At 66.1% G+C, this 26,904-nt stretch carries 32 protein-coding genes and 3 pseudogenes; 17 read left to right on the top strand and 18 right to left on the bottom strand.

The genetic code is table 11. The features are described 5' to 3' along the window. Positions 1-92: 92 nt before the first annotated feature. The 3 genes from OG876_RS01420 to OG876_RS01410 are packed head-to-tail and all read left to right on the top strand — an operon-like array spanning position 93 to position 2,138. Positions 93-410, top strand: coding sequence for a hypothetical protein (locus OG876_RS01420; RefSeq protein ID WP_328522895.1), 318 nt, complete (start codon positions 93-95; stop codon positions 408-410). Further along, on the top strand, positions 400-1,977 hold the full coding sequence (locus OG876_RS01415) for a site-specific integrase (protein ID WP_328522894.1): 1,578 nt from the start codon (positions 400-402) through the stop codon (positions 1,975-1,977). The genes OG876_RS01420 and OG876_RS01415 overlap by 11 nt, the downstream gene beginning before the upstream one ends. Beyond that, positions 1,953-2,138, top strand: coding sequence for a hypothetical protein (locus OG876_RS01410; RefSeq protein WP_328522893.1), 186 nt, complete (start codon positions 1,953-1,955; stop codon positions 2,136-2,138). The genes OG876_RS01415 and OG876_RS01410 overlap by 25 nt, the downstream gene beginning before the upstream one ends. A 105-nt stretch (positions 2,139-2,243) precedes the next feature. Here OG876_RS01410 and OG876_RS01405 read toward each other — a convergent pair whose 3' ends face one another. After that, positions 2,244-2,867 carry a TIGR03086 family metal-binding protein gene (locus OG876_RS01405; RefSeq protein ID WP_328522892.1) on the bottom strand — a complete coding sequence of 208 codons (624 nt, stop codon included), beginning with the start codon at positions 2,865-2,867 and terminating at the stop codon, positions 2,244-2,246. Here OG876_RS01405 and OG876_RS01400 point away from each other — a divergent pair. Beyond that, positions 2,851-3,612 (top strand): helix-turn-helix domain-containing protein, encoded by a 762-nt coding sequence (locus tag OG876_RS01400; RefSeq protein WP_328522891.1) that lies wholly within the window; start codon positions 2,851-2,853, stop codon positions 3,610-3,612. The two genes, OG876_RS01405 and OG876_RS01400, sit on opposite strands and share 17 nt — an antisense overlap. A 93-nt stretch (positions 3,613-3,705) precedes the next feature. Here the strand turns inward: OG876_RS01400 and OG876_RS01395 are convergent, their stop codons facing one another. After that, complete coding sequence (locus tag OG876_RS01395) at positions 3,706-4,071, bottom strand: hypothetical protein (protein ID WP_328522890.1); 366 nt, start codon at positions 4,069-4,071, stop codon at positions 3,706-3,708. Positions 4,072-4,345: 274 nt separating this feature from the next. Here OG876_RS01395 and OG876_RS43880 point away from each other — a divergent pair. Further along, positions 4,346-5,056: pseudogene (locus tag OG876_RS43880) on the top strand (hypothetical protein); the annotation flags it as partial. A 100-nt stretch (positions 5,057-5,156) separates the two neighbouring features. Here OG876_RS43880 and OG876_RS01385 read toward each other — a convergent pair. Continuing rightward, positions 5,157-6,440 (bottom strand): IS701 family transposase, encoded by a 1,284-nt coding sequence (locus OG876_RS01385; RefSeq protein WP_328526842.1) that lies wholly within the window; start codon positions 6,438-6,440, stop codon positions 5,157-5,159. A 90-nt stretch (positions 6,441-6,530) separates the two neighbouring features. On the opposite strand from OG876_RS01385, the pseudogene OG876_RS43875 reads away from it, so the two are divergent. The 5 genes and pseudogenes from OG876_RS43875 to OG876_RS01355 form a co-directional block, all read left to right on the top strand. Further along, a pseudogene (locus OG876_RS43875) lies at positions 6,531-7,040 on the top strand (hypothetical protein); the annotation flags it as partial. A gap of 125 nt (positions 7,041-7,165) precedes the next feature. Then, entirely contained in the window at positions 7,166-7,735 is a 570-nt protein-coding gene (locus tag OG876_RS01370; RefSeq protein WP_328522886.1) for a hypothetical protein, read from the top strand. 147 nt (positions 7,736-7,882) lie between these two features. Next, complete coding sequence (locus OG876_RS01365; RefSeq protein ID WP_328522885.1) at positions 7,883-8,110, top strand: hypothetical protein; 228 nt, start codon at positions 7,883-7,885, stop codon at positions 8,108-8,110. A gap of 296 nt (positions 8,111-8,406) precedes the next feature. Then, positions 8,407-8,631, top strand: a complete 225-nt coding sequence (locus tag OG876_RS01360) for a hypothetical protein (RefSeq protein ID WP_328522884.1) — start codon at positions 8,407-8,409, stop codon at positions 8,629-8,631. Between the two features lie 230 nt (positions 8,632-8,861). After that, positions 8,862-9,467, top strand: a complete 606-nt coding sequence (locus OG876_RS01355; protein ID WP_328522883.1) for a hypothetical protein — start codon at positions 8,862-8,864, stop codon at positions 9,465-9,467. Here OG876_RS01355 and OG876_RS01350 read toward each other — a convergent pair. The 4 genes and pseudogenes from OG876_RS01350 to OG876_RS01335 all read right to left on the bottom strand — a co-directional run. After that, positions 9,446-9,580, bottom strand: a pseudogene (locus OG876_RS01350) (N-acetyltransferase); the annotation flags it as partial. The gene OG876_RS01355 and the pseudogene OG876_RS01350 sit on opposite strands and share 22 nt — an antisense overlap. Positions 9,581-10,003: 423 nt before the next feature. After that, positions 10,004-10,372 carry a VOC family protein gene (locus OG876_RS01345; RefSeq protein ID WP_328522882.1) on the bottom strand — a complete coding sequence of 123 codons (369 nt, stop codon included), beginning with the start codon at positions 10,370-10,372 and terminating at the stop codon, positions 10,004-10,006. A gap of 627 nt (positions 10,373-10,999) precedes the next feature. Beyond that, complete coding sequence (locus OG876_RS43870; RefSeq protein ID WP_442914082.1) at positions 11,000-11,245, bottom strand: hypothetical protein; 246 nt, start codon at positions 11,243-11,245, stop codon at positions 11,000-11,002. Between the two features lie 96 nt (positions 11,246-11,341). Continuing rightward, positions 11,342-12,904: a DUF4158 domain-containing protein gene (locus OG876_RS01335; RefSeq protein ID WP_442914150.1), complete on the bottom strand. Its 1,563-nt coding sequence runs from the start codon at positions 12,902-12,904 to the stop codon at positions 11,342-11,344. A gap of 185 nt (positions 12,905-13,089) precedes the next feature. On the opposite strand from OG876_RS01335, the gene OG876_RS01330 reads away from it, so the two are divergent. Beyond that, entirely contained in the window at positions 13,090-13,758 is a 669-nt protein-coding gene (locus OG876_RS01330; RefSeq protein ID WP_328522880.1) for a tetratricopeptide repeat protein, read from the top strand. Between the two features lie 206 nt (positions 13,759-13,964). Here the strand turns inward: OG876_RS01330 and OG876_RS01325 are convergent, their stop codons facing one another. The 3 genes from OG876_RS01325 to OG876_RS01315 form a co-directional block, all read right to left on the bottom strand. Next, the gene (locus OG876_RS01325) at positions 13,965-14,213 is read right to left on the bottom strand and encodes a hypothetical protein (protein WP_328522879.1); all 249 of its coding nucleotides are present in this window, start codon (positions 14,211-14,213) and stop codon (positions 13,965-13,967) included. A gap of 182 nt (positions 14,214-14,395) precedes the next feature. After that, the gene (locus tag OG876_RS01320) at positions 14,396-16,630 is read right to left on the bottom strand and encodes a S8 family serine peptidase (RefSeq protein WP_328522878.1); all 2,235 of its coding nucleotides are present in this window, start codon (positions 16,628-16,630) and stop codon (positions 14,396-14,398) included. Between the two features lie 505 nt (positions 16,631-17,135). Next, a complete protein-coding gene (locus tag OG876_RS01315; protein ID WP_328522877.1) occupies positions 17,136-17,675 on the bottom strand; it encodes a hypothetical protein in 540 nt (179 codons plus the stop codon). A 9-nt stretch (positions 17,676-17,684) separates the two neighbouring features. Between OG876_RS01315 and OG876_RS01310 the strand changes: the two genes are divergently transcribed. After that, the gene (locus OG876_RS01310; protein ID WP_328522876.1) at positions 17,685-17,903 is read left to right on the top strand and encodes a hypothetical protein; all 219 of its coding nucleotides are present in this window, start codon (positions 17,685-17,687) and stop codon (positions 17,901-17,903) included. Positions 17,904-17,984: 81 nt separating this feature from the next. Here OG876_RS01310 and OG876_RS01305 read toward each other — a convergent pair whose 3' ends face one another. The 8 genes from OG876_RS01305 to OG876_RS01270 form a co-directional block, all read right to left on the bottom strand. Then, on the bottom strand, positions 17,985-18,281 hold the full coding sequence (locus OG876_RS01305; protein WP_328522875.1) for a hypothetical protein: 297 nt from the start codon (positions 18,279-18,281) through the stop codon (positions 17,985-17,987). Between the two features lie 379 nt (positions 18,282-18,660). Further along, entirely contained in the window at positions 18,661-19,014 is a 354-nt protein-coding gene (locus OG876_RS01300) for a helix-turn-helix domain-containing protein (protein ID WP_328522874.1), read from the bottom strand. Then, on the bottom strand, positions 19,011-19,910 hold the full coding sequence (locus tag OG876_RS01295) for a tyrosine-type recombinase/integrase (RefSeq protein ID WP_328522873.1): 900 nt from the start codon (positions 19,908-19,910) through the stop codon (positions 19,011-19,013). Before OG876_RS01295 ends, OG876_RS01300 begins: the two co-directional genes overlap by 4 nt. 496 nt (positions 19,911-20,406) lie before the next feature. Continuing rightward, a complete protein-coding gene (locus OG876_RS01290) occupies positions 20,407-20,739 on the bottom strand; it encodes a histone-like nucleoid-structuring protein Lsr2 (protein ID WP_328522872.1) in 333 nt (110 codons plus the stop codon). Between the two features lie 264 nt (positions 20,740-21,003). Next, on the bottom strand, positions 21,004-22,260 hold the full coding sequence (locus OG876_RS01285; protein ID WP_328522871.1) for a hypothetical protein: 1,257 nt from the start codon (positions 22,258-22,260) through the stop codon (positions 21,004-21,006). Between the two features lie 160 nt (positions 22,261-22,420). After that, positions 22,421-23,707, bottom strand: coding sequence for a peptidoglycan-binding protein (locus tag OG876_RS01280; RefSeq protein ID WP_442914149.1), 1,287 nt, complete (start codon positions 23,705-23,707; stop codon positions 22,421-22,423). A gap of 304 nt (positions 23,708-24,011) precedes the next feature. After that, entirely contained in the window at positions 24,012-24,146 is a 135-nt protein-coding gene (locus tag OG876_RS01275) for a hypothetical protein (protein ID WP_328522869.1), read from the bottom strand. A gap of 345 nt (positions 24,147-24,491) precedes the next feature. Further along, the gene (locus OG876_RS01270; RefSeq protein WP_328522868.1) at positions 24,492-24,848 is read right to left on the bottom strand and encodes a hypothetical protein; all 357 of its coding nucleotides are present in this window, start codon (positions 24,846-24,848) and stop codon (positions 24,492-24,494) included. 165 nt (positions 24,849-25,013) lie between these two features. Between OG876_RS01270 and OG876_RS01265 the strand changes: the two genes are divergently transcribed. From OG876_RS01265 to OG876_RS01245, 5 genes are all read left to right on the top strand, one after another. Then, positions 25,014-25,391, top strand: coding sequence for a hypothetical protein (locus tag OG876_RS01265; protein ID WP_328522867.1), 378 nt, complete (start codon positions 25,014-25,016; stop codon positions 25,389-25,391). Continuing rightward, entirely contained in the window at positions 25,388-25,870 is a 483-nt protein-coding gene (locus OG876_RS01260; RefSeq protein WP_328522866.1) for a hypothetical protein, read from the top strand. Before OG876_RS01265 ends, OG876_RS01260 begins: the two co-directional genes overlap by 4 nt. After that, positions 25,870-26,208, top strand: a complete 339-nt coding sequence (locus OG876_RS01255) for a hypothetical protein (protein WP_328522865.1) — start codon at positions 25,870-25,872, stop codon at positions 26,206-26,208. The genes OG876_RS01260 and OG876_RS01255 overlap by 1 nt, the downstream gene beginning before the upstream one ends. A 174-nt stretch (positions 26,209-26,382) precedes the next feature. Continuing rightward, entirely contained in the window at positions 26,383-26,598 is a 216-nt protein-coding gene (locus tag OG876_RS01250) for a hypothetical protein (RefSeq protein WP_328522864.1), read from the top strand. Further along, a complete protein-coding gene (locus OG876_RS01245) occupies positions 26,595-26,837 on the top strand; it encodes a hypothetical protein (RefSeq protein ID WP_328522863.1) in 243 nt (80 codons plus the stop codon). The genes OG876_RS01250 and OG876_RS01245 overlap by 4 nt, the downstream gene beginning before the upstream one ends. Positions 26,838-26,904 lie beyond the last annotated feature (67 nt).

Here is a 26,904-nt window from a genome sequence, read left to right as displayed (position 1 = left end):
ACACCTGGCAGCAAGGCTGGGAGGCCCGGGGCCTGAACGACGGCACCTTTGTCCCGGCGGATCTGCTGACTGGGAAGAAGCCCCGCGGTCTCATGACCACCGCCGCGCGAATTCTGTTCTGCCTTAGGGTTGTCCGGCCCACCCTGAAAGCGCTCCGGGCTGGGAGGTATCCCAGCTACGGCGAGCACCTACGCCTCGCTGCCTGCGACCCGCTGCTGAACAAGTTCTTCGACCACGTCCGCGACTCCGCCGCGCGCGACTTCATGCAGCGAGCAGCGCTCAGCGACGTCGCCCAGGCCCTCACCGTGTTCGACATCAACCTGAGCGATCTGACCCCTGGGGTTCTGCTGCACTACGCACTGACCGCCCGGGGCACAGGGCGTGGACGGCGGCCCAGCGGTGAAATATGACGCAGTCGCCGCCTGGCAACTGCTGCAATCGATGGGCCTCTTCCCGCCCTCGTCCCCGCACACGCTGCGAGCGGCGTTGCTGCAGGGTCAGCTGTCGATCGAGCAACTTGTCGACCGCGACCGGCCAGCGGACCCTGGGATCCGGCAAGTCTTCATCGAGTACCTGCGCCGGCGCGCGGTCGGCCTCGACTACAACACGCTCAGCCAGTTGACCCATCTGCTCACGCAGCTGTTCTGGAGCAACGTCGAGAAGGTCAACCCGACCCAGGCCGACCTGCGGCTGTCGGAGGAGACCTACCAGCAGTGGAAGCAGTCGGTCTCGTTCCTGCCGAATGGCGGTCGACGGCTGAACCTGCTGAACATCTTGCTGAAGATCCGTTCCTTCTATCTCGACCTGCAAAGCTGGGCCTACGAGGATCCGGAGCTGTGGGGCCGATGGGTCGCTCCCTGTCCGGTTCGGGAGGCCGAAGTCCGGCGGACCCACCTCGCTCGCCGGCGGATCAACGAGCGGATGGCCGACCGCACCCGGGCGCGGCAGCCGTTGCTGCCTCTGCTGGTCGACCATGTGACGACCCGATGGTTGTACTATCGCGACCTGCTTGCGGCGACCGAAGCCGCCGGACTGGGCGAACACTTCAGCCACGACGGAACTCGGTGGCAGCGCACCGCGAGCGAGAACGATCGCCGCTACGCCAAACGCGGCGAGGCCTACCGCCTCCGCGCTTTGAACAGTGGCACCGGCGAACTGGTCCAGGTCACGCTTGAGGAAGACGGCGCGTTCTTCGACTGGGCCGTCGTGGAGATCCTGTGGCACGCTGGCCTGTGGATCGAGGAACTGCTGGAGCTGACCCACCTCAGCGTCCGCAACTACCAGCGCAGCAACGGCGAGGTCATCGCGCTGCTGGTCGTTGCCCCGTCGAAGGCCGACCGCGAACGGGTGATTCCGATGTCCGCCGAGCTGTTCCACCCGATCGCCCAAGTCATCAAACGTCACCGCAGCCAGCACCGCACCGTCCCCCTCGCACACAGCTATGACCCCTACGAGCGGATCTGGAAAGCTTCGTTGTCCTACCTGTTCCAGCGCGTCAACGGCCTGCACCGCTCCGCGGTGACGCCTACAACGATTCGCCGTCGGCTCCTCGAACGCTGCACCGACCTCGCGAAGGTCCACCCTGAGTTCGAAGGCATCGCCTTCGCCCCGCACGACTTCCGCCGGCTGTTCGCCACCGAGTTGGTCAACTCCGGGCTTCCCATCCACATCGGCGCCGCTCTGCTCGGTTACCTCAGCATCGAAACCACCCGCGACTACGTCGCTGTCTTCGACGACGTCGTCGTGCGTCACTACCAGCAGTTCCTCGAGCGCCGCCGCGAACAGCGACCGCCAGAGGAATACCGCGACCCCACATCGAGTGAGTGGACCGAGTTCGAGGAGCACTTCGACAAGCGAAAGGTCGAGCTAGGCTCCTACGGCCGCCCCTACGGCACCCCCTGCGCCCACGAGCAGCCTGCATCCGCTGCCCGATGCTCACCCTCAACCCGAAGATGCTCCGGCGCCTGGACGAACTAGAAGCCGATCTGGTCCAGCGCCGCGACCACGCCACCCTCAACGGCTGGAAAGGTGAGATCGAAGGCATCGACCTCACCCTCACCTTCCTCCGCAGCAAACGCACCCAGACCCACCGAGCCGTCAGCCTCGGCATGCCCACGATCCCGGACAGGGGTCGCTGATCACTCGCACGCAGCCCTGCCGGATCGCCGGTCTTGCCGTTGTCGTCGGGCGACATGACCAAGAATGACCGTTAGCAGCAGCGTCGGTTCGTCACTCATCCCGACCTACGGTTGCGTCCAGTTCGGGTCTCGGCCCGTCAGGCCGAGCGTCCGGTTGAGCACCGGAGCGTCAGGCGAGACAGGAATCTCCGGACCATAGAGACCCATTTCGCGGCCGAAAGCCGCGTGGCCGAGGGCCTCGTTGTGGACGTAGTCAAGAACATCGTCGTCGTAGGTGGCCTGACGTCCCGTCGCGCGGGCGAGATCCCAGCCGTGAACCACGAACTCAACGAGCACCATGCCGCCGATCAAGGGGGCCGGCGAGTCCTGGCCACCAAGGGACGTGACACCGTCCCACGCCGTCGGGTCGCTCCAGGCGTCAGCCGTCCTTAGTAGTTGGTTGGCAAGGTCGGGGGTGCGGTCTCCGGTCGTGAGATCGATATCGCTCTCGGCAGCTGCCGGTGGCATTCGCGCCTCTTTGCGAGCGGCCGCTTCCAGCGACGGGCCCCAGAAGAGGAGATGATTGATCAGGCTCCGCACGTCGTACTCCGCGCAGGGCGTCGGCGCGGTGAGCTGGCTGGGCTCGATCGCGCCGACCACCTTGGCGGTCGACGTGGCGGCTCGAGTCATCAGGTGTTGTCCATGCATGCTGGACAGGGTAGGTCTGTAGGAAATGGTTGTCTTGAACAAACGCGACACACGTGAGCTCGACTGGCCGCGGCATCAGCGCCATCAGTTCTTCCGGGCGTCAGAGGACCTCGCGCAGTACGTGGTGACGTACTGGCACGCGAGCTGGCGGTACACAAACCCTTACCGTCAGCTGATCGTCCCGCTGCCGCAAGTGAACCTGTCGTACCGGTGCGGCACCGTCCCGGAAGTTCACGGGGTGTCGCGTGGACACACCTTCAAGGAATTGGCCGGCAACGGCTGCGCGTTCGGTGTGACCTTTCGACCTGGCTGCTTCCGACGCTTCCTCGGTGCCTCGGTGCGTTCGATCACGGACCGGTCCGTGCCCGCCGCAGAAGTCTTCGCCGACGTACCGGATCAGCCGGAGATTCCGCTGATCGAGGCCATGCTCCACCGGCTACTGCCAGCACCGGATCCATCGGCCGACCTCGCCGCCGCAATAGTCGACACAATCGCCACAGAGCCCGGCATCCAGCGAGTAGACCTCCTAGCCAGGCACGTCGACCTCGGCGTCCGCCAACTGGAGCGGCTGTTCGCCGAGCACGTCGGTGTGGGTCCGAAGTGGGTGATTCGTCGCTACCGCCTGCAAGAGGCAGCCGACCGGATGGGAGAAGCCATGCCGATCGACTGGGCCACACTCGCCGACACGCTCGGCTACGCCGACCAACCCCACCTGACCCGCGACTTCACCCGCATGTTCAGCGAACCCCCGACTGCCTATGCCGCCCGCTACCACGCCAAGCGCTAGCCAAACCCACAGCCAAGCTCAGCAGAGCTTCCACCAACGGCACGCATCGCCCCCGCCCTAGTGCAGAGAAGGAGCTGGTACAGCATCTCGTTCCTAGGCACGTTCAGCTCGACCCCTGTACGCGGTCGAGGTTCTGTTGTGGGTTGGCGTCGCGCTCGGCTCCCTACATCCTCGCGTCGAAAGCCTGCTGGCGTGGAAAGTGTGGCGCCTGCGCCTACCAAGCAAGCTCGAGGAGCGCAACATCATCCCGGCGTGGTTCGGGGCTTGCGTAGCCGCCGGCGTCGACCCGAACAGGTCGCTCGGTAGACCGATCGCGCGGACCGCGTGCAGCTTGCGGATCTCTGTCAGCATCGACTCCAGCCCCGCCTTATCCGGCACGGCCTTCACCAGCGCCAGCACCGGCTCGTCAGCTGAGCCGTCACCAGCGTCGTCGGCGTCGTAGGCGATCAGCTGCTCCATCCGGGCAGTGGTACCAGACGACAACCGGCTAGCGATCCGGCACGACAACGTCACCTCGGCTTGCCGGAGCGCTGACCGGACGCTCCGGTCGATCCGGCTCGCGGTCGGTGCCTCGATCCGCTCCGCCCGGCAGCGGACCAGCAGGCGCTACCGGGCCTTGACCGCACTCCGCCGCGAGCGTCGAAAGCGGAGTCGGAACGCATCGGCGCCGATCGGAACCGGCCGCGCTGATGTGAGTATTCCCGACTCACGAACATGCAAGACCCCGTCGACGATGCTTGATCGATGCGGCGATGACTGCTACTCAAGGGCTTCGGACATCCCGGCTGACCCTGGACGCACTCGTACTGACTCACCGAAAGGGATCCACGGTGCCTGGATTCCTGGTCTCAAGAATCTCCGCTACTGCCGCGACCGTGGCGCTGTCAGCCTCGGTGGTGGTGCTCGCGACGTTGGGTCCGGCCTCAGCATCGCCAGCCCCGTCCCCGCATCCGGTTGTGCTCGGGAAGATCTCCGGTGCTGCAGTCCCGGGAAAGTACTTCGTCAAACTCAAAGACAACCCCTCGGTCCGCCGCCACGGGGTCGCCGCGCGCTCTCGGTCCCTCGCCAGCGGACACTCCGGGAAGCTGGCCCGTGTCCTCGAAGGCGCCGTCCAAGGCTTCTCCGCGATGGTGAGCCCCGAGCAGGCACAAAACTCGCCGCCGAACCCGACGTGGAATACGTACAACAAGAACAGACCTACCAACCGCAGAGCTCGCAGGTACCCACGCCATCGTGGGGCCTCGACCAGCGCAGAGGCATGAATGCCACCTACAACTACATCGGATCAGCCGGCGCCGGCGTTCACGCCTACATCATCGACTCCGGCATCCGCAACCACCCCGACATCAACGGCCGAGTCGAGGTGGGCTACAACGCGGTCGACGACAACACCGACACCGATGACTGCTATGGCCACGGCACCTTTAATGCCGGCGTCGTCGGGGGCACTCAGTACGGCGTCGCGAAAAAGGTTTCGCTCGTCCCGGTCAAGGTCTTCGGCTGCGACGGCACCATAGATAGCGACGACCCGATCATCGCCGGCTTCAATACGGCAGCCGGACTTCGTGATCGTCATGCTGGAGGGTTTGGCGACGGTGGCAGTGGCTGGTTCGGGCGCGGTGTTGGTGGCGGCGTCTCCAGGTCGACCAGTGCAGCCGGTGTCGTATGTCGCGGATCGGTCCGGCGATGAGTGTGTTGAACAGGCGGTGGATCTCGTTGCAGGTCAACGCGATCAGAGAAGTCCGTTGTAGGGTGAGGTTCTGGGTTCGTTCGGTCGCGGCGAGGATGGCGAGGAGCGTGTAGGCGAGCATCGCGAGGATGGTCCAGCGGTGCCAGCTGGTCCAGCGGCGGACCTGGTGCTGGTCGAGCCCGGTGAGGGTCTTGCTCGCCTGGAACGACTCTTCGATCGTCCAGCGGCGCCCGGCGACGCGGACCAGGTCACGCAGCGGTGCCGGTGCCGGTGACCAGCAGCGGTAATAGGCGAGCTGCCCGGTCGCGTTGTTGCGCCGGACCAGCAGCCACCGCTGCTGTGAGGACTGGGCGTCGTCGTCGGGGTCGATGCTGGTCCAGGCCCAGGCGTAGAACCGCGGGCCCTTGGAGCCCTCACCGGCCGACATCTGCTGCCATGCCTTGCGGGGCAGTCCCGTGGCGAGTTCGTCGGCGCGGACCTTGCCGACACCGGTGCGAACCGGGTGACTGCAGGCGACTGCCAGCACGTACCCGATGCCGCGATCTTCAAGAGCTTGGCGCAGATTCGGGTTGGCCCCGTAGACCTCATCACCGGCGACCCAGGGTGCGGTCACGCCAGCGTCCAGGGCGCGGATGATCATCTCGGTGGCCAGCGCTGGTTTGGTCGCGAACTTCACCTCGGCCGGGACACCGGTCTGTTCGCGCCGCTCGGTGTCGTCGGCCCAGACCTGCGGCAGATACAGCTCCCGATCGATCAGTGCGTGCCCGCCGGCGCTGGCGTAGGTCAGATAGACCGCGACCTGGGCGTTCTCGATCCGCCCGGCCGTACCGGTGTATTGGCGCTGCGCACCGACCGTGTGGCCGCCCTTCTTCACATCCCCGGTCTCGTCCACGACGAGCACAGCATCGGTGGCGCCAAGCCGTTCCAGGACAAACCGGCGCAGGTCATCGCGTACGCCGTCGGTGTCCGACGTCGCCTTGCGCAGCAGGCGCTGCAGGCCATCAGGCGAGTCATGGCCCGGGTGCTCGGCCAGCGTCCGGCAGTTCTTCACCGCCAACCCCGACATCAATCCGGCAACGGCATCCCGCGCCAACTGCCGCGGCTCCACCCGCGCGAATCGAGGCGCAATCCGCGCCATCAATCCGTCGAACTCCGCCCGCCAACGATCCAGGTCTATGCTGTGGCCCGCGGCCACCGCCATATCAGCTGTGTTGCACACAAACCCGGCATGATGACGCGGTGGCCGCTCCATGTCCCGTCGCCACGCCCAACATCACGAAGTCCGGCTGCCGTATTCAACTGGGTCATCGGGCACGCGAAGAAACCGGCCGTCATCTACATAAGCATCGCATCGAAGTGCACGGATCCCGTCACCGGGGAACCTGCGCCCTCCCCCGCTGGGGAATCGCAGGGCATCATCGACGCCGAGAAGGCCGCAATCGCTGCCGGCATCACCGTGGTGACCAGTGCGGGAAACGCCAACACCAACGCCTGTTTCAACCCGGTCGGCTCCGCGGGCGGCACCATCAACGTCGGCGCCACCGACGTCACCGACACCATGTGGACTGCCGGTGATCAGAACGGCTCCAACTGGGGCGGCTGCGTGGACATCTTCGCCCCCGGCGCCAACGTCATCTCGATCGGCGGAATCGGGCACCACTTAGATCCGAAGAAGATCGATCCTGACCCCATGCCCGCGAGTGGCACGTCGATGGCGGCGTCGTATTTCGTCGGCGCGGTCGCGCTGTTGCTGGGGACGCCGAAGTTCGCGTTCGCGTCACCGGCTGAGATCGCTGCCGAGCTGGACGCGCAGTCGACTCGCGGCATCATCCAGGGCCTCCCCGACGAGCTGTCGCCAACAAGTTGCTGTTCGCCCGGCCCACCTCCCCCCGGACCGGGTCCACCATCGCGCTGGCACGAAACCAGAACGGGACACTGTCGATCTTCGGAACCAACGCCGACAACTCAACCACCAGCACCGATCTGGGCGGGCACATGTTCACCGGCACCCAAGCCGACACCCCGGGCCTTACCTGGCCCACGGAATGGACCCAGTCCCGCGGCGAGGGCTACGCGTCGGTGACGGGCCGCGCAGACGGGGGCCTCAAGATCGAACTGGTCGGCCTGACCGCCCAAGACGACGTCTACCATCGCCAGCAAGCGGTGCTGAACTCCCCGAGATGGCTGGGGTGGTCTGTACTCGACGGAACACTGACGACCGCTGCCTTGGCCCCGCATGCCGATGGCCGACTGATGCTGATCGGAGCCGACAAACACGGCGCGCTCCACTCCTACAGCCAGGCCATCGCCGGCAACGACACCAGCTGGCAGCCAGCCAAACCATCAGCTTTAACGGTGACGCACAAAACGTCACCGCGGAAATCGACTCCCTCGGCCGGATCAACGTCTTCGTCGCCGATACTCACGGCGTGATCTGGTACTTCCGACAGACCGCCCCCGACACCTGGACCACGCCCACACTCCTCGCGGACACCAGCCAAACGCTGTTGAACGAAATCACCGTCGCCCGCGACGGCGACGGCAAGCTCGAACTGTTCGGCACCGAGGGCGACGGGAGACGTGTGGGTCCGGGTCGAGAACACTCCCAGCTCGGACGGCCACTTCGGTTCCTGGACCCAGCTGGCTCCCAAAGCTGCTTTCCATCTGTCCGCGGCCCTGAACAAGAACAACCTCCTGGTCGTGGTCGGCGTGGACAACCACGGAGACACCTGGCAGACCACCCAAAACCCCGGCACCAACACCTACACCGGATGGACCAAAATCGACGGCCTCACCCTGCGGCCATAGGAGATTCGCCGAAGCAACGCGGGCCGGCGACGGCCCGTGTCCGTTGCGAGATGGACGTACTCGCAACGGCCAGCAGGCAACCGCGCCGCCTCGCCTGCACCGGTGGTCAAGAACTCGTGATGGTCCGGGCGGCGTAGCGTGCCCATGGCTCGACGGCTTGTCGGCGTGTAAGAAGGTGACCTTGGCGCTGTAGCCGAGTGCGTCGGCAACGAGTGAGGTTGGAACCGCGAGTACGAGTTCGCCGATGGCTCGGTTGCGTGCGCCGAGCAGGTTGACGCGGTTCGAAGGTTGGGGCGGTGGGCGATGTGGTCGCGCAGGAGTTGGGCGAATGGTTCGGGTACGAGCAGGGCACGGCCGATATCCAACTCCCGCCGGACGAGCTGGCCAGCTGGGCATGGTGTGACCAGGAGCAGGTCGAGCAGCGGATGTCGCCGTTGCTGGCGCGGCGGGTGATCGCCGCGCTGCGCGCCAGGGCCGAGGGCACGGTGTTCGACTTGGAGAACGGCTTCCACGTGCTCTGACCCTTGGCACCTTGACGGCGCGCTCTCCTCGTTGGGGTGCGCGCCGTCGTCGGTTGGTCAGGCCGCCGGGTCGTAGCGGTCAGAGATTGTGATGTCGTCCCGGGCCGGCCCGGTGTCGGCGCTCGGGGCGGCCAGGAGGCTGACGCCGCCGGAGCGGAGCGGTAGAGGCTGTCGTGGATGCCGTCGGCGTATAGCAGGCCGGTCAGGTCGGCGCGGGCTTTGGCGATCGGGTGGGCCCGCTGGAACCCGGCAGCTCCGATCAATGGCGCCAGGTCAGCCACCGCACGGACTGCGGTATCGATCCCGGCAGCCTTGCCGACCCGGGCGGCGAAATCGGCGTGCGGGTGATCGGCCGCGGCCAGGCGGCTGGTGGTGATGGCGGCCAGCAGCGCAGCGGTGAACCGTTCGGGCTGGGAGGCTGGTCGTGGGGCGTGCTGCGCCTGCGTGAGGTGCCGGTGGATCCCGTCGCCGATGGTGCCGTCGGTGAGGATCATCGCTCCGTGGCCTGTCCCTGTCGCGTCGCGCAGGTCCAAGTCGTGGAATCCGGCGGTGAACTGTGCCAGGGTCTGCCAGACCGAACCACCCCGGGCGACTGGGGCATGGTGCCCATCGGCGGCCAGCTCCCGGCGCAGATGCAGCAGCCACCGCGACCACGCGGCAGCGTCGGCCGGTGGTGGCGCGGCCGCGCACAGGGCGTTGAGGGCGTCGCCCAGTCGGTGCAGATCCTGCCAGGACGTGTCGTCGGCTTCGCTGACGCTGGTCCGCAGCGGATCCAGCCACGTCGCGGCGCTGTTCACAGGGTCACCTCTCCGTGCTTGGTGGCCGGTACGCCGTAGACGATGGTGCGGGCCTGGACGTCCTTGGTCACGACCGATCCGGCGCCGACGAGTGCGTGTTCGCCGATATTGACGCCAGCGAGGATCACGGCGCCGGAGCCGACTTTGCAGCCGTAGGCGAACGACGGCGGCAGCAGCGGCTGCCGATCGTGCACCGATCGCAGAAATGCCACTACCACTACATCGCCCCCTGGTCGGCGCATCCTCACTTCCAGCGCCCCCGCTGCGGAACCACAGGCCAAGACCAAGTACTCGCCTCACTCGTTGGCGAACCCGACAAATGACCTCGACAGCGCGCCGGAGCGGCACAGGCCACAGTTCGCGCCAACTGGCAGCCAATCAGCGGGGCTGATGTGGCGGCTGGTGACAGCGCTCTTACCGACACCCCTACTGCGATGGTGTTGTTCATGCCCGGCGCATCCGTCGATAGAGCAACCACCGGAGCGCCACGTGACGGGCCGCTTGTATCCCGACCGGTGGACAAGCCCGCCCTGTTCCTCAGGAGAACAGGGCGGGCTTGCTAGTCAGCGACGGGCTCAGGCCGGCGGTGCGAAGAATTCCAGCGCTACGCCATCTGGGTCCTTGAAGGACAGGCCCGAACCGTAGTGGGCGTCGACGATCCCGCCGTGCTTAATGCCCAGCTCTTCGAGCCGATCCTGCCAGCCGGCCAACTCGGCCCGGTCGACACAGGTGAACGCCACGTGGTCCAAGCCGGGGCGGCGCGGGTCGAACCCGATGGCCGAAACGCCCTCCGGGAACGCGTGCAGCCCGAACAGCATGCCGCCGTCGAGGACGAACACTACGTGCCGGAACGGCCCGGTATCCTCGTCGAGGACCGCCTCGGCAGCGAACAGTTGCGAATACCACGGGACGCTGACGGCGAGATCCGTCACGGTCACTGCCACATGGGTGATGCTTGGGAAAGTCCGCATGGGACAAGCCCCTCCTTGTCGATGTTGCCCGGTGCGGTCGCACCGAAGTCGTTACTCAGGGGGTTGGCTGCAGCCAGATCCTCGTCGTAGTGCAGGATATTGCGGTACCCGGCGAGTCCCGTGCACGACTCGACGTCGCGACGCGAAACGGTCCGTGAACGCAGGGAGACGGTTCCGACCGACGGCATCACCAGGCGCCTACCGACACCGCAACCGAGGACCCGAGGCCTCCTCCATATGCGAACGCCGCAGTCGCTCCGGAACCGGGTGGCACAGACCCGACAGGAAGGTGACGGCTCGGGCCTACCGACCAATGCCAACTCTGGCGCGCGCCGCTGCAGGTAGGTGGTGAGGCCGCACTCGTGGGACGTCGCATTGCGGTGGATCTTGCGGGGCACGCCAGCACCGCGGCTGCCCCCGACGACGTCGCGGCGGCGGAACGGGCCCAGGCATCGTTGGAGCCCAGGCCGCCCGTCACTATTCGCATTACATGGTCCTCCCCGCTATCACTACACGCGCAGGATTGCAGAACTGCCTGATGTCTGACTGAAGCAATCCTGACGCCCAGTGTCGCGCTCATTTAGGGTTGGTTTCGCCGACTCACACAGCACTTGGCAGAGCCGCACGAACGAGAACACTGTGAGTGTTGGTGGCGGCTCGACTGGGCCGTTCAGTCAGGCTGGTGTCGTCGCGGAACCAGCGCAACACCAGCACCGCCTGGCGGTAGCAGCTGGCCGCACGCCGGCTCTTCCGGGTGCCCAGGCTGCGGCGATGCTCGCCCAGCCACACCGCCAGGCTCAGGGCGGTTTCGGCGGGCACGTCGAGGGTGGCACGATAGGTGATCACGTGGGGTCCTTGGCGAAGGTTTGTTCTTGGTCGAACGTGATCTTCAACCCGAGGGCCCCACGCCCTTGGTCGCGACACGCTGAACTACCCCGGCCATCACCAGCAAGGTCTCAGTTCGGCCACCGCGCCGGCGGCATCAGCGGGCAGTCCCGCCTCAGCGCAGTACGCCGCAACCAGCGGCTCGCACTCCTCCGCGGATAGCAGTTCGTCGCCGAGATTGGCATACGACTCCGACCCCGCCACCGCCATGTCACCACTACGCAGCTCAGAGGCCAGATACGAGAACACGCACGCCTCCAAATGCCGGCGCACCATCCGGCCAGGATGCCGGGCATCAAAGATGATCCGGCGCCATTTCTCCGAAGCAAACAACAGATCAACCTCGGTGTCCCCGACCCGGGTGGGCAAGTGTTCACCGGTCCGGCCCCGGTGAGCGCGCAGGAAAGCCACCGCGGCCGCCACGGTCTTGTCGGCGCTGGCCGGCTGGAAGTCCAGCACCTCCAGGACCTGGAACAGTGCAGGGCGGCTGCCCCGGTAGAATTTCTCCACGAACGGCAGATAGTTGTTGCCGTGGTGCGCGGTGACCTCCTCGTGCGCGGTCGACAGCGCACCCACCCCGCCGGCCTGCTCCAACGCAGCCAGCACCAGACGCCCGGTCCGCGCATACACCGCGTCAGCCATCGCAGCCGCCGTGCCGGGTTCCTCGTCACCGGACACAGACACGTCCAAGGCTTCACGGACCAAGGCGAGGACCTCACCGAAAGTCTCCAGCAGCCGCTCGGACTCGGCCCGGTTCGCCGCCTGCAGCACCTCGAGACGCTCACGGGCGTTCTTGTGGATCGCCGCGAGCCGCTTGCAGAACATGGTGGCAATGTCGTCGCGGGTCCGCACCCTCGCGGTGTGGACCAGGCACGCGATCAACGCCTGGCGCCTGGCCAGCCCGTACTTGGCCAGATCGGCGGCATCGGTCACCCGCGCCTCGCCCGCGAAATGGGCCACCTTCGCCGGCGGCACATCGGCCAGCCACACCTCGGTCGGACCGACAGCATCCAGCCACCTCAGATGCTCGACGTGGTCCTTGAGCTTGCCGACGGTCGCCGCGCCCGCCACCGTCTTCACCCGGTCGAAGTCGCTGCGCCGCCGGACCGGATCCACCGCCAGCATCGCGTCCAGCCCCGAGGCGTCAGGGCCACTCATCCGCGCCGTGATCGACGCGAACACCACAGCGTTGACCTCCGCCCGGATCTCAGCAGCCATCTCATCCAGCGTGGAGTAGCCGGGCAGCTCCAGCCGAGCCCGGACCAGTTCTTCCAACGCGACATTGATCAAGTCAGCCGGATTGTCCTTCGTCGCCGTCGCCGCCCGGATCACCGCCTCGGCCACCGACCGCGCCCGTTCAGGCTCAGCAACGATTCCCAACCGGACCCGGATCAGGCCCTTGTGATGGCGCAACGTGCGATCGGAATCATGACCCGGTTCCAGCTCCGGCTTCAGCTCCAGTACCCCGCGGACGTGCTCGACCACCGCGATCGGGACCTCGAACAGATCCGGGAAATACCCCAACCGGCCGAACGCCTTCAACAGCACCACCAGCGCAAGAAAGTGCTGATCAGACCGGGTCTTGTCGCGCGCCCAAGGCCGGGTTCCGGGAGCGGGCAGGCGACCTCGAAGGCGCCGAACAGCTCTACCGCCAAGGCGCCGACCGCGGCAACCTGTTTGCGCTCACCCCTCTGGCCAGACTCCGGGAGGAGGCAGGCGACCTCGAAGGCGCCGAACAGCTCTACCGCCAAGCCGCTGACCAAGGCGACCTGTTTGCGCTCATCGCCCTGGCCGAACGGAGGGAGGTGGCTGGCGACCTCGAAGGCGCCGAACAGATCTACCGCCAGGCGGCCGACCGCGACTGGCCCTCTGCGCTCACCTCCGTGGCCAGATTGCGGGAGAATGCCGGCGACCTCGAAGGCGCCGAACAGCTCTACCGCCAAGCCGCCGACCACGACCCCTCTGCGCTCACCATCCTGGCCGAGAGGCGGGAGAAGGCCGGCGACCTCGCAGGCGCCGAACAGCTCTGCCGCGATGCCGCCGACCACGGCAACGTGTTTGCGCTCATCGCCCTGGCCGAGCTCCGGGAGAAGGCCGACGACCTCGACGGCGCCGAACAGCTCCGACGCGATGCGGCCGATCGCGGCAGCCTCGCGTTCATCGCCCTGGCCGAGCTCCGGGAGAAGGCCGACGACCCCGACGGCGCCGAACAGCTCTGCCGCGATGCGGCCGACCGTGGCGAGCTCTTTGCAGTCACCGCCCTGGCCGAGCTCCGCGAGAAGGCCGGCGACCCCGAAAGCGCCGAGCTACTGCGGGGGTACGGCCTCGCAAATAACAGTTCGCCTGCTCAACGCTGGAGTCTCGCCTCCGTGCGTTCAGAAACATCCAGATTGAAAGCCCAGCGAGGCGCGGATGATGCCGTCGATGCCACCGTTGGATCGCTCGCCGATGACATCTGGCGCGACAAGTCCTAAACTGCTACCGCGACGTGTTGCACCGCGTCGAGTAGGGAAGCGGGAGGCGACAGGACGGCGGCGTGGGCGGTCGATTCGAGTCAGGTCCGCATCTCGAACCGCAGGGTCGTGCCAGTAAGTTCCTCGACCTGGGCCAGCAATCCTCGCACAATGGTCACGGGGTTGGCCGTGAGCCCGGACGCTGATCCGGTTAGGTGGCTCGCTGTCTAAGGCCACACGTAGCGCCGGCTGGAACTCCGATAAGAGGAAGCGAATCCGCTCGAATCCGCGCTCTTCGAACTGACGCCGTCGGTGAACTTCTTGCCCAGCTGGGTGTCCAACCCCGCGACAAGCCCGGCGACCACCGACTCCGCATCACCAGGCCCGATCGCGGTGCGTGCCGTGTCTTCGTCGGCGGCCCGCGCCACATCACCGATCCCGATGACCTCCGCGATACGAACATCCGGCCCACGCACGCTCGGCTGGTGTGCCCAGCCGAGCGCGCACGCGAGCTAGCCAGAGTCACGGACGCTGTCTCAGTGACACCTCTACCCACAGGCTCTCTCGGGGCGCGATCGAAACAGTCAAGATGCAGGCAGCGGGGTTCTGAGGCCAAGTCGCACTTGAGAGTGTAAACAGGCCTGCACCGATCATTCCCCTAAGGGCGTAGTTCGAGAGCTCGAATCCTTGTCCACGATGAGAAGAGGATTGTGCCGGGGATCTGGACAGATTGCCAAACGCCACCCTCGGGGTCAACGCCGACGACCATCATGACATTGTCGATATTCGCGGCCGCCGAAAGGTGGAAGAGGACCTTGGAAGGGAGCAACTGCTCTGCCCAGGGACCGAAGTCACCATTCGAGCCAGCGACGTTCTCGACACGCGCCCACACATGGCCATCTCCGGCAGTCCCGAAAAGCTCGAGCTTGTCATTGCCGTCACGGGCAACCGAGATTTCGTTCATCAAGCGATGATCTGAATCGGCAAGCTGTACAGGCGTCGTCCAGTTGTGGAGGTTTTCGTCGATTTGCTTCATGTACCAGATCACGCCGTGTGTGTCGACGATGAAGACATTGATCCGACCCCCTGCGTCGAGTACCGCGGTGACATTTTGCGCATCGCCGGAAAAGCTGATGGTTCTCACCGGATCCCAACTGGTTTCGTCATCGGCGATACGCTGGTCATAGTAGTGGAGTCCGCCGTGTTTATCGGCTCCGATCAACATCAGCCGCCCGTCCGCATTCGAGACCTCAGCAACGGAAGCCAGCGAGCCGGTCAGCTGCGACCGCTTGGTCCAGGTCGGGGAATTTTCGCTCTTCTGTTGCCTGTGCCAGACCTCGTCCCCAGCAGTTAAGCCGGTTAATCCCACCAGGGCACCCCCGCTCCCGTCTGATCCAGCAGCCACCGAGGACAATCCTTGATCTTTGGACTGAGTCCAGAATATGTCCCAGAGACTCTTGTGAGCATCTACCTGCGCGGCGGTGAACATGTGTCCACCCAGATCGGTTCCGTTAGTCGACGAGTCGGCATTAGTCCCGAAAAGTCTCAGCGAACCGCCCGCCTGGCGCACCAAGGCCACCGTCGTCCCCGTTCGTGGAGAAGTGGGACGGATGAAGAGCAGCTTGTTCGGCGTCAACCCATCACTGGGCAAGCCATCGATGATGTCGCGGGTTGACTGTGCGTCCAGTTCGGCGGCGAGCTGTGCGGGTGTCGCGGTCGCGAACTTCGGCGTGCCCAGCAGCAGCGCGACCGCACCGGCGACATGCGGCGCGGCCACCGACGTGCCCGACTGAGTCATAGGGTTAGGATCGACCTTTCCCGGATCATTCGGGTCGGAGTGCCCGATGCCTCCGATGGAGACGATGTTGCTGCCGGGGGCGAAGATGTCCACGCAGCCACCCCAGTTGGAGCCGGTGTGAGCATCGACAGCCCATCGGCTGTCGGAGACAGTGTCATCGACATTCAACGCGGTGGCGCCGACATTGATCGTGCCACCGGCAGACCCGACGGGGTTGAAACAGGAGTCGGTGTTCTCGTTCCCCGCGCTGGTCACCACGGAGATACCGGCGGCAATTGCAGCCTTCTCCGCATCGATGATGCCTTGAGATTCGCCGGCGGGACAGGGGGCCGGGAGCCCGCCATTCTTGCATATTGATCCGACACTCAGGTTGATGACTGCCGGTTTCACCGCGTGGGCGATCACCCAGTTGATTCCGGCGATGATCGGGTCATCGCTATCAACCGTTCCAGTGCAGTCGAAGACCTTGATCGGGACGAGTGAGACCTTCTTCGCGACGCCGTACTGAATGCCTCCCAAGGTGCCGGCAACAAAAGTGCCGTGGCCGTTGCAATCGTTGCTGTTGCTGCTGCCGTCGAGCGCGTTGAAACCCGTCTCGACGCGACCGTCGATGTCGGCGTCGTAGCGGCGCCTCCCGGAGTCGGTCACGTAAGCGATCCCGGAGTCGATCACGTAAGCATGGACACCCGCGCCGCCCGACTGGATGGAGTTGTAACTTGCGTTGATGCCTGTCCGCTGGTCAAGGCGATCCACTCCCCAAGACGGCGTATTCGGCTGCACGGACTGCGCCTGGTAGGTCCGTTCCTGTTGCACGTATCCCACGTCGGGTTCAGCCGCCAGCTTCTGAGCTTGCTCGGCGCTCATGGTTGCGGAGAAGCCTTGAACGGCGCCCTCGATGACGCGTGCGAGCTTGCCGGAGTGTCCGCTCGCGAGAGAGCCGGCCCGCGCAGCCACCCCGTGTTCACTGACCGATGGGTTGTTCTTGAGCTTGACGAAATACTTTCCCGGAACAGCAGCACCAGAACTCTTCCCCAGAACTACCACCTGATGGTCGGGTGCGGACGATGCTGCCGCCGAGCCCAGCGTCGCGAGCATCGCGGCACTCGCGGCCAACGCCACTAAGGCAGTTGTGTACGTTCTTCGCGTGAACGAGTCGTGCACCACGGTCCCTTTTCATGAGTGAGCTCTGACGCATGACGTAGTGGGCGGGTGCCACCATGCCGACCCCAAGTGACTGCCAAATGACAGCCACCAATCGTCGCCCGCCGCCGGATCTGAGTCATGAGCAGGTAATGCTCAGGTGGGCCTTGATTCCGGTTGGCCGCTGCGACGCGTTCCGGCTTGGCGTCTAGCGAAACTTGTTCGGACTGGACACGGCGCAGTCCGGACCGGGCACGGCCAAACTGACCGGAGATTGACATGCCCACTGCGGTGCAGCATGAGCCGTTCCGACGGCCGCAGATGTTGCCGCTGGCTCCGAAGCAGCTTGCCAACGCACGAGCGGTGCCCATTGCCGGTCAGCAGCCGGTTCTAGCTAGCGGTAGGCGCGGGCTTCGACCCGGCCGTCGTGCATGACGACGATCAGGTCTGCCATCCGCGCTCATCGGCGTGTCCGGGCTGGAGATCGATCGTTGTCCGATCGACAACCAGCATCAGTCGGCGCCGGTAGGCGTTCTCCTGCCTGGCTCATCGCCGCGATGTACTCGGCGTAGGTGGCCGCAGAGTCGACGGCGTGTCGCTCGATCGTGGCTGGGTGGTAGCCCAGGGTCTCCGCGATGATCGCGACTGGGGCGACCTTGCTGAGCTCCGCCAGGGTCCCAAGCCGGGCGGCGCGGATGCCGAAGACCTTCCGAAGCCGCTCACGCAGGCTCATGGCGTTAATGTGCTTGCCAGGGGAGTGGCCGCGGAAGACCCAGTTGCTGTTGGGATGGCTGGCCGTCTGGTCGTGTCCAGGGCGGGCTGCGAGCTGGCGCCAGGGGGCGTCGAGGGGGTCCGGGAGTGCGATCTCGAGCTCCGCGGGTCGCACGGTTACCAGTTCGTCGGTGACGGTCACGTCGTCCCAGGTCAGGCGGACAACCTTCTCGATTTGTTGGGCGAAGACGAGGACGAGGATCGCGGCGGCACGATCGCGTGGTGTCAACTCGTCGGTGTGAAGTACCTGCTGTATCGCTTGATCCTGTTCGGCGGCGCTGAGCCTTGCGCTGGTGCCTCGGCGGTGCCTGGGCAGGGTGAGGTCGGGTGCGACGAGCCGACTCTTGACTGCCCACCGCAGGAATCGGTCGGCGACCAGGCGGGTGCTGGGGCCTGCGGCGATCCACCGGTCGAGATGAGCTTGTTGCAGCTCACCAAGGTCGATGCCCCGCAATAAGCCAGTTGAGGAGGTCGGTGGCGACGGTGACGGCTTGTTTGCTGCGAAAGAAGGTTCCAGGCTGAACCTGCTCGGTCTGGTTCATCCGGCGCAGGTGGTGCCAACGGATGTAGCGCGCTCGATGACGTCCCGCAGCTGCGGGTCCGTGACCCGCTCGAGGGCTTCGTCGGCCCACTGCTGGTAGCGGGCCTTTACTTCGTCCCGGCCGTGGAGCGCGCCGTGCTCGACCAGGAGCCCGCGGACGTAGTCGCGTGTCCGCGACCTGGGGAGCTCGTCGAGTGACTCGTGGGTGATCTTCGGAGTCGCCGCGAGTTGCTTCAGGAAGGCGGTGACGTGACATTGCCGGATCCAGGTCAGGCCGCTGTTGGATCGGCGCATCGACTTCAAGGCTGCGGCGACCGGGACCAATTCTGCTGCCAACACGCCGGTTTCGGGGTTGGTGAGCAGCTGGTCGACCAGCGCGGCGAGTTCGCATCTCTGGCAGCGGTTACCCCGGTAGAGTTCGTCTTCGGCGCCACAGACCGTGCAGTCGATGTTCAGCTTGACGCCGGCGCATCGTCGACACGCTAGCCGGCCGTCGATTCGGCCGGGGAGCACTCCGGCATGGCCGCAGGAGCAGGTGCCGCGAGTGCGCTTCGCCTGTTGGTAGCAATAGCCACAGATTCCGGCGTCGGGCCAGTTCGCGACGATCTGGTAATGCCCGCCACAACGCCCGCAAGGAACCGGCCACGCGTCTGGGTCGCTGGGCTTGCGTGGTCTAGCCATCCTCGTCTGGAGAGATCAGACGCACCCGGCGCGCGATCGGTTCACCGGGCTTGACTCCGATGTCCTCGGGCCGCCGCGGCGCGTCCGCGGTCTTTGCCGCCCGCATCTCGACGTACGGCTCAAACAGATCGTTCGGGGTGCAGTCGAGGATGTCGCACAACGCGGCAAACGTCCGGGCGGGGATGCGTTCAGGGGTGGACGTCACCAGCCGGTGGACCTGGGCGTTTGAGAGATTGATCCCACGCGACTTCAGCAGCGGGATCAGCTCGGTGGTCTTCCACAGGTTGCGTTGCGCCATGAGCTGGCGCAGGTTCCACTTGTAGCCGATTCGGCGCTGCTCACTCATGAGCCGCTCCGATCACTTGTGTCGCCACTCCGGAGCCGTCGGGCGATCATCCGCTGTACGGTCTTCTGCTTGAAGTCCGATGACACCGACGTGTAGAGCGCCGTCGTGGAGGAGTAGCCGTGGCCGACCTGCTGCTGGACGAACAGCGGGTCGTAGCCGGCCTCGATCAGGTGCGTAACGTAGGAGTGCCTCAGCGCATGCAGGGTGAGCTCCTCCGGGAGTTCGGCACGGCGCCGGATCCGCTGGAACGCCCGGTCGAAGTTCCGCAGACCCGATCCGTCGGCGCGCTCAGACGGCCACAGGAGCGCGGATCGATCGGCGGTGGGGAAGCGCTCCCGTCCGTCGGGTGAGAGCCAGAACTCCAGCAGCGGCACCACCCAGTCGAATTCGGGCACCGTCAGCACCGTCCGTCGCCGGGGCCCGGAGCCACGGGTGCCCTTCGCCCAGCGCACTTGGACAGCACCGAACCGCCCGTAGCTCGGGACGTGCGGATTTGGGCCGAAGTCGACGTACTCCAACATCGCCAGCTCACGACGCCGCAACCCGTAGGCGTAGGCGATCTTGAACGCGATCGAGTCCCGCAGGGCCGGCAGCCACCGCTTGGAGCCCCTGGCGAACTCCTCATCGACGATGTCGTCGGCGGCGTCGACGAACGCCTGGAGCTCCTTCTTGGTCAGGCTGCGACGACGGGGCGGAACCGCATCGTCGGTCGAGTGGCGTGGAGCGTTCCAGTCGAAGACCACCTGCGCTGGCACGTCCGCGAACGTCTGCTCGCAGAACGGCACCCAGCCATAGCGGGATTCGGTGACGTACGAGCAGAATGCCCGGACCGCCCCGGCGTTGGCGCGCAGCGTCGACAACGCGAGCTGACGCTCGCCGCTGCGACGATCCGCCATGGTACTCGTCGAAGTGGTGCGGCGACCACGTCCACGGGTACTCGTTCGAATGCTCCTGAAAGCGGGTCACCAGACGACACGCGGCGAGGATGTGCGCCGTCGTCAGGCCACGAGCCAACTGCTGGGCGCGCCAGCCATCCAGCATCGCCTCGAACACCCGATCCTCAGCCCGCAGCAGACCAACGACAGCGTCGTTCAGGAACGCGGGAATCCGCCCAGGGAATACCTCCATGCTCCGAAATCTACGCGAGACTCTCTCATTAAATGAGAGCGACACGCGTTGACCTGCACAGATGTGCAATCGAACCGAGCCCGCCGGACCGTACCCACTGACAGCGATGTGCGCGTTGACCTGCAGGAACGTCGGAAAGGCAGGGCGAGACGAGTTCTCTCATCTGGTTCAACCCGTCCTACTTAGTGGCCGATAGGCTGCCTTATGTAAGGTGCAAGAGTGACCTTAACTCCTGACAGGCTATCGAGTCAGGCGGGAGCCGGACTAGTTGGCCGCGTCGAAGGCTTTCCTGATGTCGGCCGGGACTCGGCCCCGGTCGTTGACCTCGTAGCCGTTGGCACGGGCCCACTCCTTCACCGTGCGCGCGTCAGCGCCGATTGTCGCGCGGGTGGTCTTCTTGCCCCGCCTACTCCTGATCGGCCGCCCCGCTTCGATGTAGACCGCCAGGACCTTGCGGAGCGCCGCGGCGTTCTTGGTGCGGAGGTCGATCTCGTACGAGCTGCCATCGAGCGCAAAGGTCACGGTCTCCCCCTTGCCGGCAGGGAGATCGCTGCCGTCGAGATCGTCCGTGAGCAGGATCTCCACTCTCTGAGCCACTGGTCGCCTCCTCGTGAGCGGTGAACTTTGTGCACAGCATCGTGCACCGATGCGCCGCGCACGTGAAACGACACCACCCGAGCCGCCGCAGTCGATGGACCCGTGCTCAGTGACCCGGCAGTGTCGAGCACCAGGCTCGCTCGATGTCCTCGCCGCCGGCGGGGGCCTCGCATGACCGACAACTCGGATCCTGGTCGAGCCACATCACGCGGTCACCTCTCGTCGATCCGGCCCGTGATCAGCAAGCAGGTCCCTGATGAACCCTCAGCGGTTGAAGAGGGTTTTGGTGTCCAGCTTGACCTCGGCGGGGGCGAAGACGGCGGCGACGGACAGCAGGAGCCAGGTGACGGCGAACGGGGTGAGGGCCTCGGTGACTGCTCCTGAGAGCTCGAATGGAAGGAGCGTCACGATAACCAGGAGGACAAGCGGTACAGCGCCCAGCGCGAGCGTGCGCGCGATGTGGCGGAGGCGTCGACGCTCGGAGTCCTTGGACTCGGCGGGAGATGGTTCGGTTCTTGGTAGGTCGTGGAGGCTGCCGACGGACCACTTCTCGACGGTTGTCTTCAGCCGTTCGAAGTCGTCGTCGCGGACGCGGCCGCCGGGGAGAGTGACTGCGGATCTCAGGTCGAGGAGGGCGGCTGCCGCTTCGCGGGCGATTGTCTCGGCGTCGGCCGTGAACGCACGGCGGCCGTCGATCAGCCTGGGCAGATGGTCGTTCACCGCCTGCGCTGCATCAGCCAGCAATGCTCGGGCCTTGCCCGTCGACTCCATGGGCCGGCGGGTGCTCGGATCGCTGTCGGCCTCGCGCTCGAGGATCTGAACGACGGCGAGCAAGTCGACGACGACGACGGCCTCGACGCGCCGCTCCCTCCAGACCCTAGTGAGCGCCGCTTGGTTCCAGGCACTGAGGTACACCCGTCCGACCAGCACGATGATCAGACCGGTCCAGGCAGTGATGGCGGCGACGAGGACTGAGTCCTCGGGAGCGCGGCGGTCTGGGGTCGCCACGTACCAGATGGCGATCGCCATGTAGGTCGAGAACACCAGCGCCACCCAGATCCCCCCGGCCCGCTCCCGGCCGGTCAACGTCTCGAGAGCCGCGAGGGGCAAGCCCGCGACGAGCGCGAGCCCGCTCAGAGTGGCGAAGTAGAGCCAGACGGGGTTGTCGAAATCTGCCGTACGTCCGACGATCACGGCAGGCAGGACGACGGCGGAGATGCAAAGGATCACCGTGACCCGGTTCGCGATCAGCTCTACCGCGACCTGGTCGCGGAGAAGCTGTCGTTTGGTCTTCAGCAGCGAGTCGATCCGCTGCTTGTCCAGTTGCGCGAGGGAGCGGAGCTCGCTGACCTCCCCGATCTCGGCGTCGATCAACTCCTCCGCCTGCCGATCCCAGGTGCCGCGTCGGAAGCCAGCCGCGAAGTTGCTCAGCCCGCGTATGAAGCTGCCCAGGCCGCGCGAGAAGCTGCGACCGAGCGACTTGGTTCGATCTGCATCTGTCCGCTCAGACTCGGCGTCCATGGTTCCCCCCACGACGACGTCTTGCTCGCCATTCTCATCCTGAGAAGGTCGCGACGGAAGCCGCTGGCGACCTTGGTGGACGGGGTATGTGGTTGCGGTGGGGAGGACAGGTCATGCATTTCCAAGCTTATCGAGGCATACCGGGACGGGAACCGCTGAATCAGCGATTGAACGGTGTCGCGGCGGCAAGTTGGTCTGGAGCCGCGCCAAAGAGCCCGAGGTTGGGGGTCTGGGTTGGTCCCATTTCGGCGACGATTGCCTTGTGGAACGCGGTGTAGGAGGCGGTGAAGCCTCTGTTCGCCCAGACCCGGTTCAGGGTCGTGGTGAACACGCCATGTCCGTTGGTCTCCTGCGACAGCTGGTTGTCCATGCAGCCGGAGATCGACAGCCCGTTTGCCTGGACCTCGGATCGGTTTGCCACGGCTTGTCGGATCTGGCTGTACTGCTGGGCCTGTACAGGCCACAGCCGAGTCATCGTGTCGAACGGCATGTCTCGTGTCTGGGGGCCACCGGCCCCATTCCCGTCACCGGATCTGTTGCCGTCATTCCCCAGGTTGAGGGTGATCGCTGGCGCGCTGCGAAGCTGAGTTGTGATGCCGCTACCTCCGGTACCGACAACCGCCAACTGAGCGGCCGCGCCCGCGCCGTCGAACTGGCTGGGAACAGGGAACTCGGCGAAGGGTGGGTCGGCGGGTCCCGGCCGCGTGGAAGCCAGATCGAGGTAGTAGCACTCCTTCAGCTGCGCATAGCTGCGCTCCGTGTCCAGTTCGCGCGGCGAGGTTTGGGCTGGCACCATCCGATAGATCGTGCCGCTGTGACAACTGTCGGACAACAGCACGATGTTGACTCCCGCGGCGAACGCGGCGAGTGCCGCGTAGATCTCGTCATCGAGTAGCTGCCGGTCGTACAGACACCAGGTCTCGTCCTGCGAGTCGGTCTCGGGGTCACTGTCACCGTTGGGCATTTGTGAGCCGTGTCCGGCGTAGGTGAGCAGGAACATGTCCCCGGCGGTGAGACTGGCTGCGATCTGGCTGATGGCTGTCAGGACATTGTCGGCTGTCGCGGTCGCCGACTTCAGCTGATTGGTCGCAAAGCCTTCGGCCTCGGCGATGGCGGTCATCGTGTCCGCGTCCGCCTCGCATCCCTGGAGCTGCCCAGACCAGCCGCCGTAGCCGGCCGGACTCACGCTGTTCAGACCTAGATGCAGCGACACGGCTCGCTTGGCCGCGCCCGCTGCGGGAGGGCTCGGCGTCGGCTCGGGTATCGGCGTCGCGAGTGCCTGTTGCGTCGCTGGGCCGGCGACGCCGTCGACCACGAGCCCTTTCGCCCGCTGGAACCTTCGAACAGCGCTCTCGGTCTTGTATCCGAAAACTCCGTCCACCGCTCCGCTGAAGTACCCGAGGTCGGTGAGTCGCTGCTGCAGCGCGGCGACATCGTCGCCGCGCATAAACCATGTGAGGGTTCGCATCAGTTGCACCAGCGCCAGCCGTACGGCTTCCTCGGGGGCTGTCGGCGGCCTCGATCCCGTGGACCCCTGTACGGCGGTCTGGGCCCAACCTCGCCGCGGTTCTCGCGGTCCACGGCCACGACGGTAAGACCGTCGTTCTCTGGCTCGATCCCGAGCCGATCCCGAGGCCCGCCGCGCTCCGCCGCGCGGCCGCCTCGCTCGGCCCTTGAACCGGGAGTCCGGCGGCTGTCACCTCCCGTGGGTGCGGCTTCCTACACCACAGTCCCTCCCCGAGCTGGTGGGGTCAGGCGTGCTCACGCCGCCCGACGCGCGGCGGATCCTCGCCGCGCCGGTTGATGATCCGGTCGTCGCGGTCCCAGGTCGACCCGCAGCGGCTGCACTGCTCGCCGCCGTCGCGGAGCGCTGGTGATGACGTCATTCGGGCAGCCGCAGGGGTGGTCTCCCCGCATGTGGCAGTCCAGGAGGTAGTCCGCGTCGTCCGGGTCATCTCCGAGGAACTCAGCCCCGCACGAGCAGACGCTGACGAACATGTCATCCCGGTACGGCTGCGGGTCCGGCGTGACGTCGCGGTGAAGGTGCGGGCTGCACACGGGCCCGTTGCACACTTGGTGATGCTTCGGGCTGCACCAGGGCTGACACCCGGCCGGGGTCGCCGTCGCGTAGATCTTCGGCATAGCTGGTCTCCAGATCCGTGAGTGGTGGGGGAGGGGCGGCCGGACCCGGGGTCTCAAGTCGCAGGCCCGGCCGCCGGTTCAGAAGGGGGTCAGCCGACGTCGGCGTGCCGCCGGGAGTGGTCTAGGTCGACGCCGTCCGGGCAGTCCAGGCAGGCGCGGAACTTGAGCGTCCGGTCGGCCCAGTCGTCATCGGTCACCCAGATCTCGGCGCCGCAGCCGCCGCAGCTGACGACGAAGCCGCGGGCCTTGCTGATGTAGTCGCTCTCCCCGCTGGCGCCGACGATGTAGGTCCCGTGCTCCAGGGCCGCGTCGCTCGGCAGGTCGACGGTGATGCGCACCTGGCCGTCCTCGCGCGGCGTGACGGTGAGGACCTGTCGGCCCATTGCCAGTGAGGTGCCCTGGCGCTTGGCGAGGTACAGGGCGTTGACTCGATCTCCGATCTTCATGTCTATAACTATAGACACTTCTCCTTGCGATGTTTATAGCTATAGACACCCTATTTTGCTGGGGTTTTTGTGTCTATAGCTATAGACACTTCGCCCCTTAAGTGTCTATACTAGTAGACACTAGAGAGAGTCCGCAGTTACGGAGTTACGGAGCCGGAGGAACCGATGGACACACAGCTGGACCTGTTCGGACAGGTGGAAGCGGTCGAGGCCAAAGTCGCAGCAGAGGCCGCTGCCCTGAAGGAGGCAAAGGCGGCGTCGGCCTGGCACCCGAGCCGCACCTGGCGGACCCGCCTGGTGAACCTGTCCTCGGACGGCGTACTGGCCGAGGCGGTCCACCGCAAGACCTACGCCCGGTTGTGCTGGTACACCACCACCGAGGAGGGGGCAGCGGTGGAAGCGTTTCTGAACCTGCCGCCGGAGGCCCAGAAGGACCTGTCCGACCCTACCGAAGCGTACGTGCTGCGGCTGTTCGAGGCCGATGAGGAGCGAATCGCCGCCTGGAAGGCGATCCCCGGCAACTGGCGGGAGGGCGGCAAGTGAGCGGCCTGCAGCTGGATCTGTTCGGAGAGGTCGAGGCGGAGGAGGCGGCCGTCGTACGGAAGCTGGCGGAGCGGGCTGCATGGCAGGCCAGGTTCGAGCGGGCCGACTGGGTCGCCCCGTGGGACACCGGGTCCGGGATGAAGAAGGGGGAGTCTTGCTCCGGCTGGCGCTGCCCGGACCCGGCGTGCGGGAAGGTCGAGCCGAACGAGTACCTGCTGAGCATTAACCACGGCTTTGACCCCTCGGTCCCCGGTCGCGCGCCGTACGGCGGCCGGTGCCGGACGCTGGGCCACCTGCGCGAGTGCATGCACAAGCTGCACAACGTCCACCCGCTCCCCGCCGGCGGCATGAGCGGAGACTGCACGTGCCGGACTCTGGACGGGATCACGGCCGCGACCGAGGACAAGCTGGAGCAGCAGATCGAGGCCCACCGCCTGGAGGTCACCGCCGAGCTGGCCCCGATCGAGGGGTGGCGCTGATGTCTGGTGTCCAGCTGGACCTGTTCGGGCAGGTCGCTGACTACCTGGACGCCGCCGAGCGTCAGCAAGACGACTGGCGCACGTGGTTGCAGGATGAGAGCGGCCGCTGGGCCTGTCCGGCCTGCGGCGACGTCGAGTCCACCGCCGAGGAGCTCCACGTCCGCCACGGTTTCCGGGCCGAGCTCAGTGCGACGGGGCACCCGTACCACTACGCGTGGCCCGGGAGGTACGCCGAGGGTGGTTACTCGGGCAACGGCGGCCGCTGCAAGAAGCTCCGTACCAAGTGGCTGCAGCAGCACTACGGGGAATGGCCGCCCGGACCGACGCCCGGCAGCTGAAGCCCGTCGTAGAGGAGTGGAGCGACTGGGGGAGGGCTGGAGACAGCGCTGGAGGGCGTGACGCCCCAGACTTTGTAGCCTGACCGGCCGACACCGAGGTTCGAGTCCTCAGCAGGCACGACAGAATCGACCTGCCCCCGCTCCCCGGGCGGGACTTAGCTCGAGGAGGAACCCGTGGTCAACAGCCCGGATGCGCTGGACGAGGTCCGCAGCACGCGCGTTGAGCGTGACGCCGCGCTCGCCCTGGTCGACCAGAAGACCGAGGCCTGGAAGGCCGCGATCCGCCAGGCGGCCGCGAACGGCGTACCGCGAACCGAAATCGTCAAGGCCGCAGGGGTTAACCGCGCCCGCGTCTACGCGATCCTGGACGAGACGAAGGGGGAGGGGTGAGCGTGCTGCAGGTCGCCGGCGAGGTGGTCGACGTCCTCGGCGCGGACACCGTCGACCAGCTCCGCGCCGACGCGCCCGGCTGGGATGACGCCGAGTGCCGCGACTGCGGTCAACCGATCTACCTCGGCCCGCTCGACCTTCACAAGTGGGGGACCGAGGTCCGGCTGGACGCCGTCGACCAGGCGATGCGTGCGGGCGGCCTCATCGGCTGCACGACCCGCCCGCACATCTCCGGCTGACCGGCTGTCAACTCCTCGCGGCTGCAGGTTCGTGCGAACGCCGGTGCAACAAGGTGCAAAACGTCTG

It is taken from the genome of Kribbella sp. NBC_00359, assembly GCF_036097425.1.
Taxonomy (GTDB): Bacteria; Actinomycetota; Actinomycetes; order Propionibacteriales; family Kribbellaceae; genus Kribbella.
This window is presented reverse-complemented; position numbering and strand designations above follow the sequence as displayed.

Excerpts from the sequence above, each read along its gene's own strand:
- OG876_RS01400 (WP_328522891.1), top strand. The coding sequence starts at position 2,851 with ATGGTTGTCTTGAACAAACGCGACACACGTGAGCTCGACTGGCCGCGG.
- OG876_RS01270 (WP_328522868.1), bottom strand. The coding sequence starts at position 24,848 with ATGAAGATCGGAGATCGAGTCAACGCCCTGTACCTCGCCAAGCGCCAG.
- OG876_RS01275 (WP_328522869.1), bottom strand. The coding sequence starts at position 24,146 with ATGACGTCATCACCAGCGCTCCGCGACGGCGGCGAGCAGTGCAGCCGC.
- OG876_RS01295 (WP_328522873.1), bottom strand. The coding sequence starts at position 19,910 with ATGGCGGATCGTCGCAGCGGCGAGCGTCAGCTCGCGTTGTCGACGCTG.
- OG876_RS01265 (WP_328522867.1), top strand. The coding sequence starts at position 25,014 with ATGGACACACAGCTGGACCTGTTCGGACAGGTGGAAGCGGTCGAGGCC.
- OG876_RS01420 (WP_328522895.1), top strand. The coding sequence starts at position 93 with ATGACCACCGCCGCGCGAATTCTGTTCTGCCTTAGGGTTGTCCGGCCC.
- OG876_RS01385 (WP_328526842.1), bottom strand. The coding sequence starts at position 6,440 with ATGGCGCGGATTGCGCCTCGATTCGCGCGGGTGGAGCCGCGGCAGTTG.
- OG876_RS01280 (WP_442914149.1), bottom strand. The coding sequence starts at position 23,707 with ATGCGCGGCGACGATGTCGCCGCGCTGCAGCAGCGACTCACCGACCTC.
- OG876_RS01300 (WP_328522874.1), bottom strand. The coding sequence starts at position 19,014 with ATGAGTGAGCAGCGCCGAATCGGCTACAAGTGGAACCTGCGCCAGCTC.
- OG876_RS01320 (WP_328522878.1), bottom strand. The coding sequence starts at position 16,630 with ATGCTCGCGACGCTGGGCTCGGCGGCAGCATCGTCCGCACCCGACCAT.
- OG876_RS01305 (WP_328522875.1), bottom strand. The coding sequence starts at position 18,281 with ATGCGCCGATCCAACAGCGGCCTGACCTGGATCCGGCAATGTCACGTC.
- OG876_RS01395 (WP_328522890.1), bottom strand. The coding sequence starts at position 4,071 with ATGGAGCAGCTGATCGCCTACGACGCCGACGACGCTGGTGACGGCTCA.
- OG876_RS01410 (WP_328522893.1), top strand. The coding sequence starts at position 1,953 with ATGCTCCGGCGCCTGGACGAACTAGAAGCCGATCTGGTCCAGCGCCGC.
- OG876_RS01255 (WP_328522865.1), top strand. The coding sequence starts at position 25,870 with ATGTCTGGTGTCCAGCTGGACCTGTTCGGGCAGGTCGCTGACTACCTG.
- OG876_RS01285 (WP_328522871.1), bottom strand. The coding sequence starts at position 22,260 with ATGGACGCCGAGTCTGAGCGGACAGATGCAGATCGAACCAAGTCGCTC.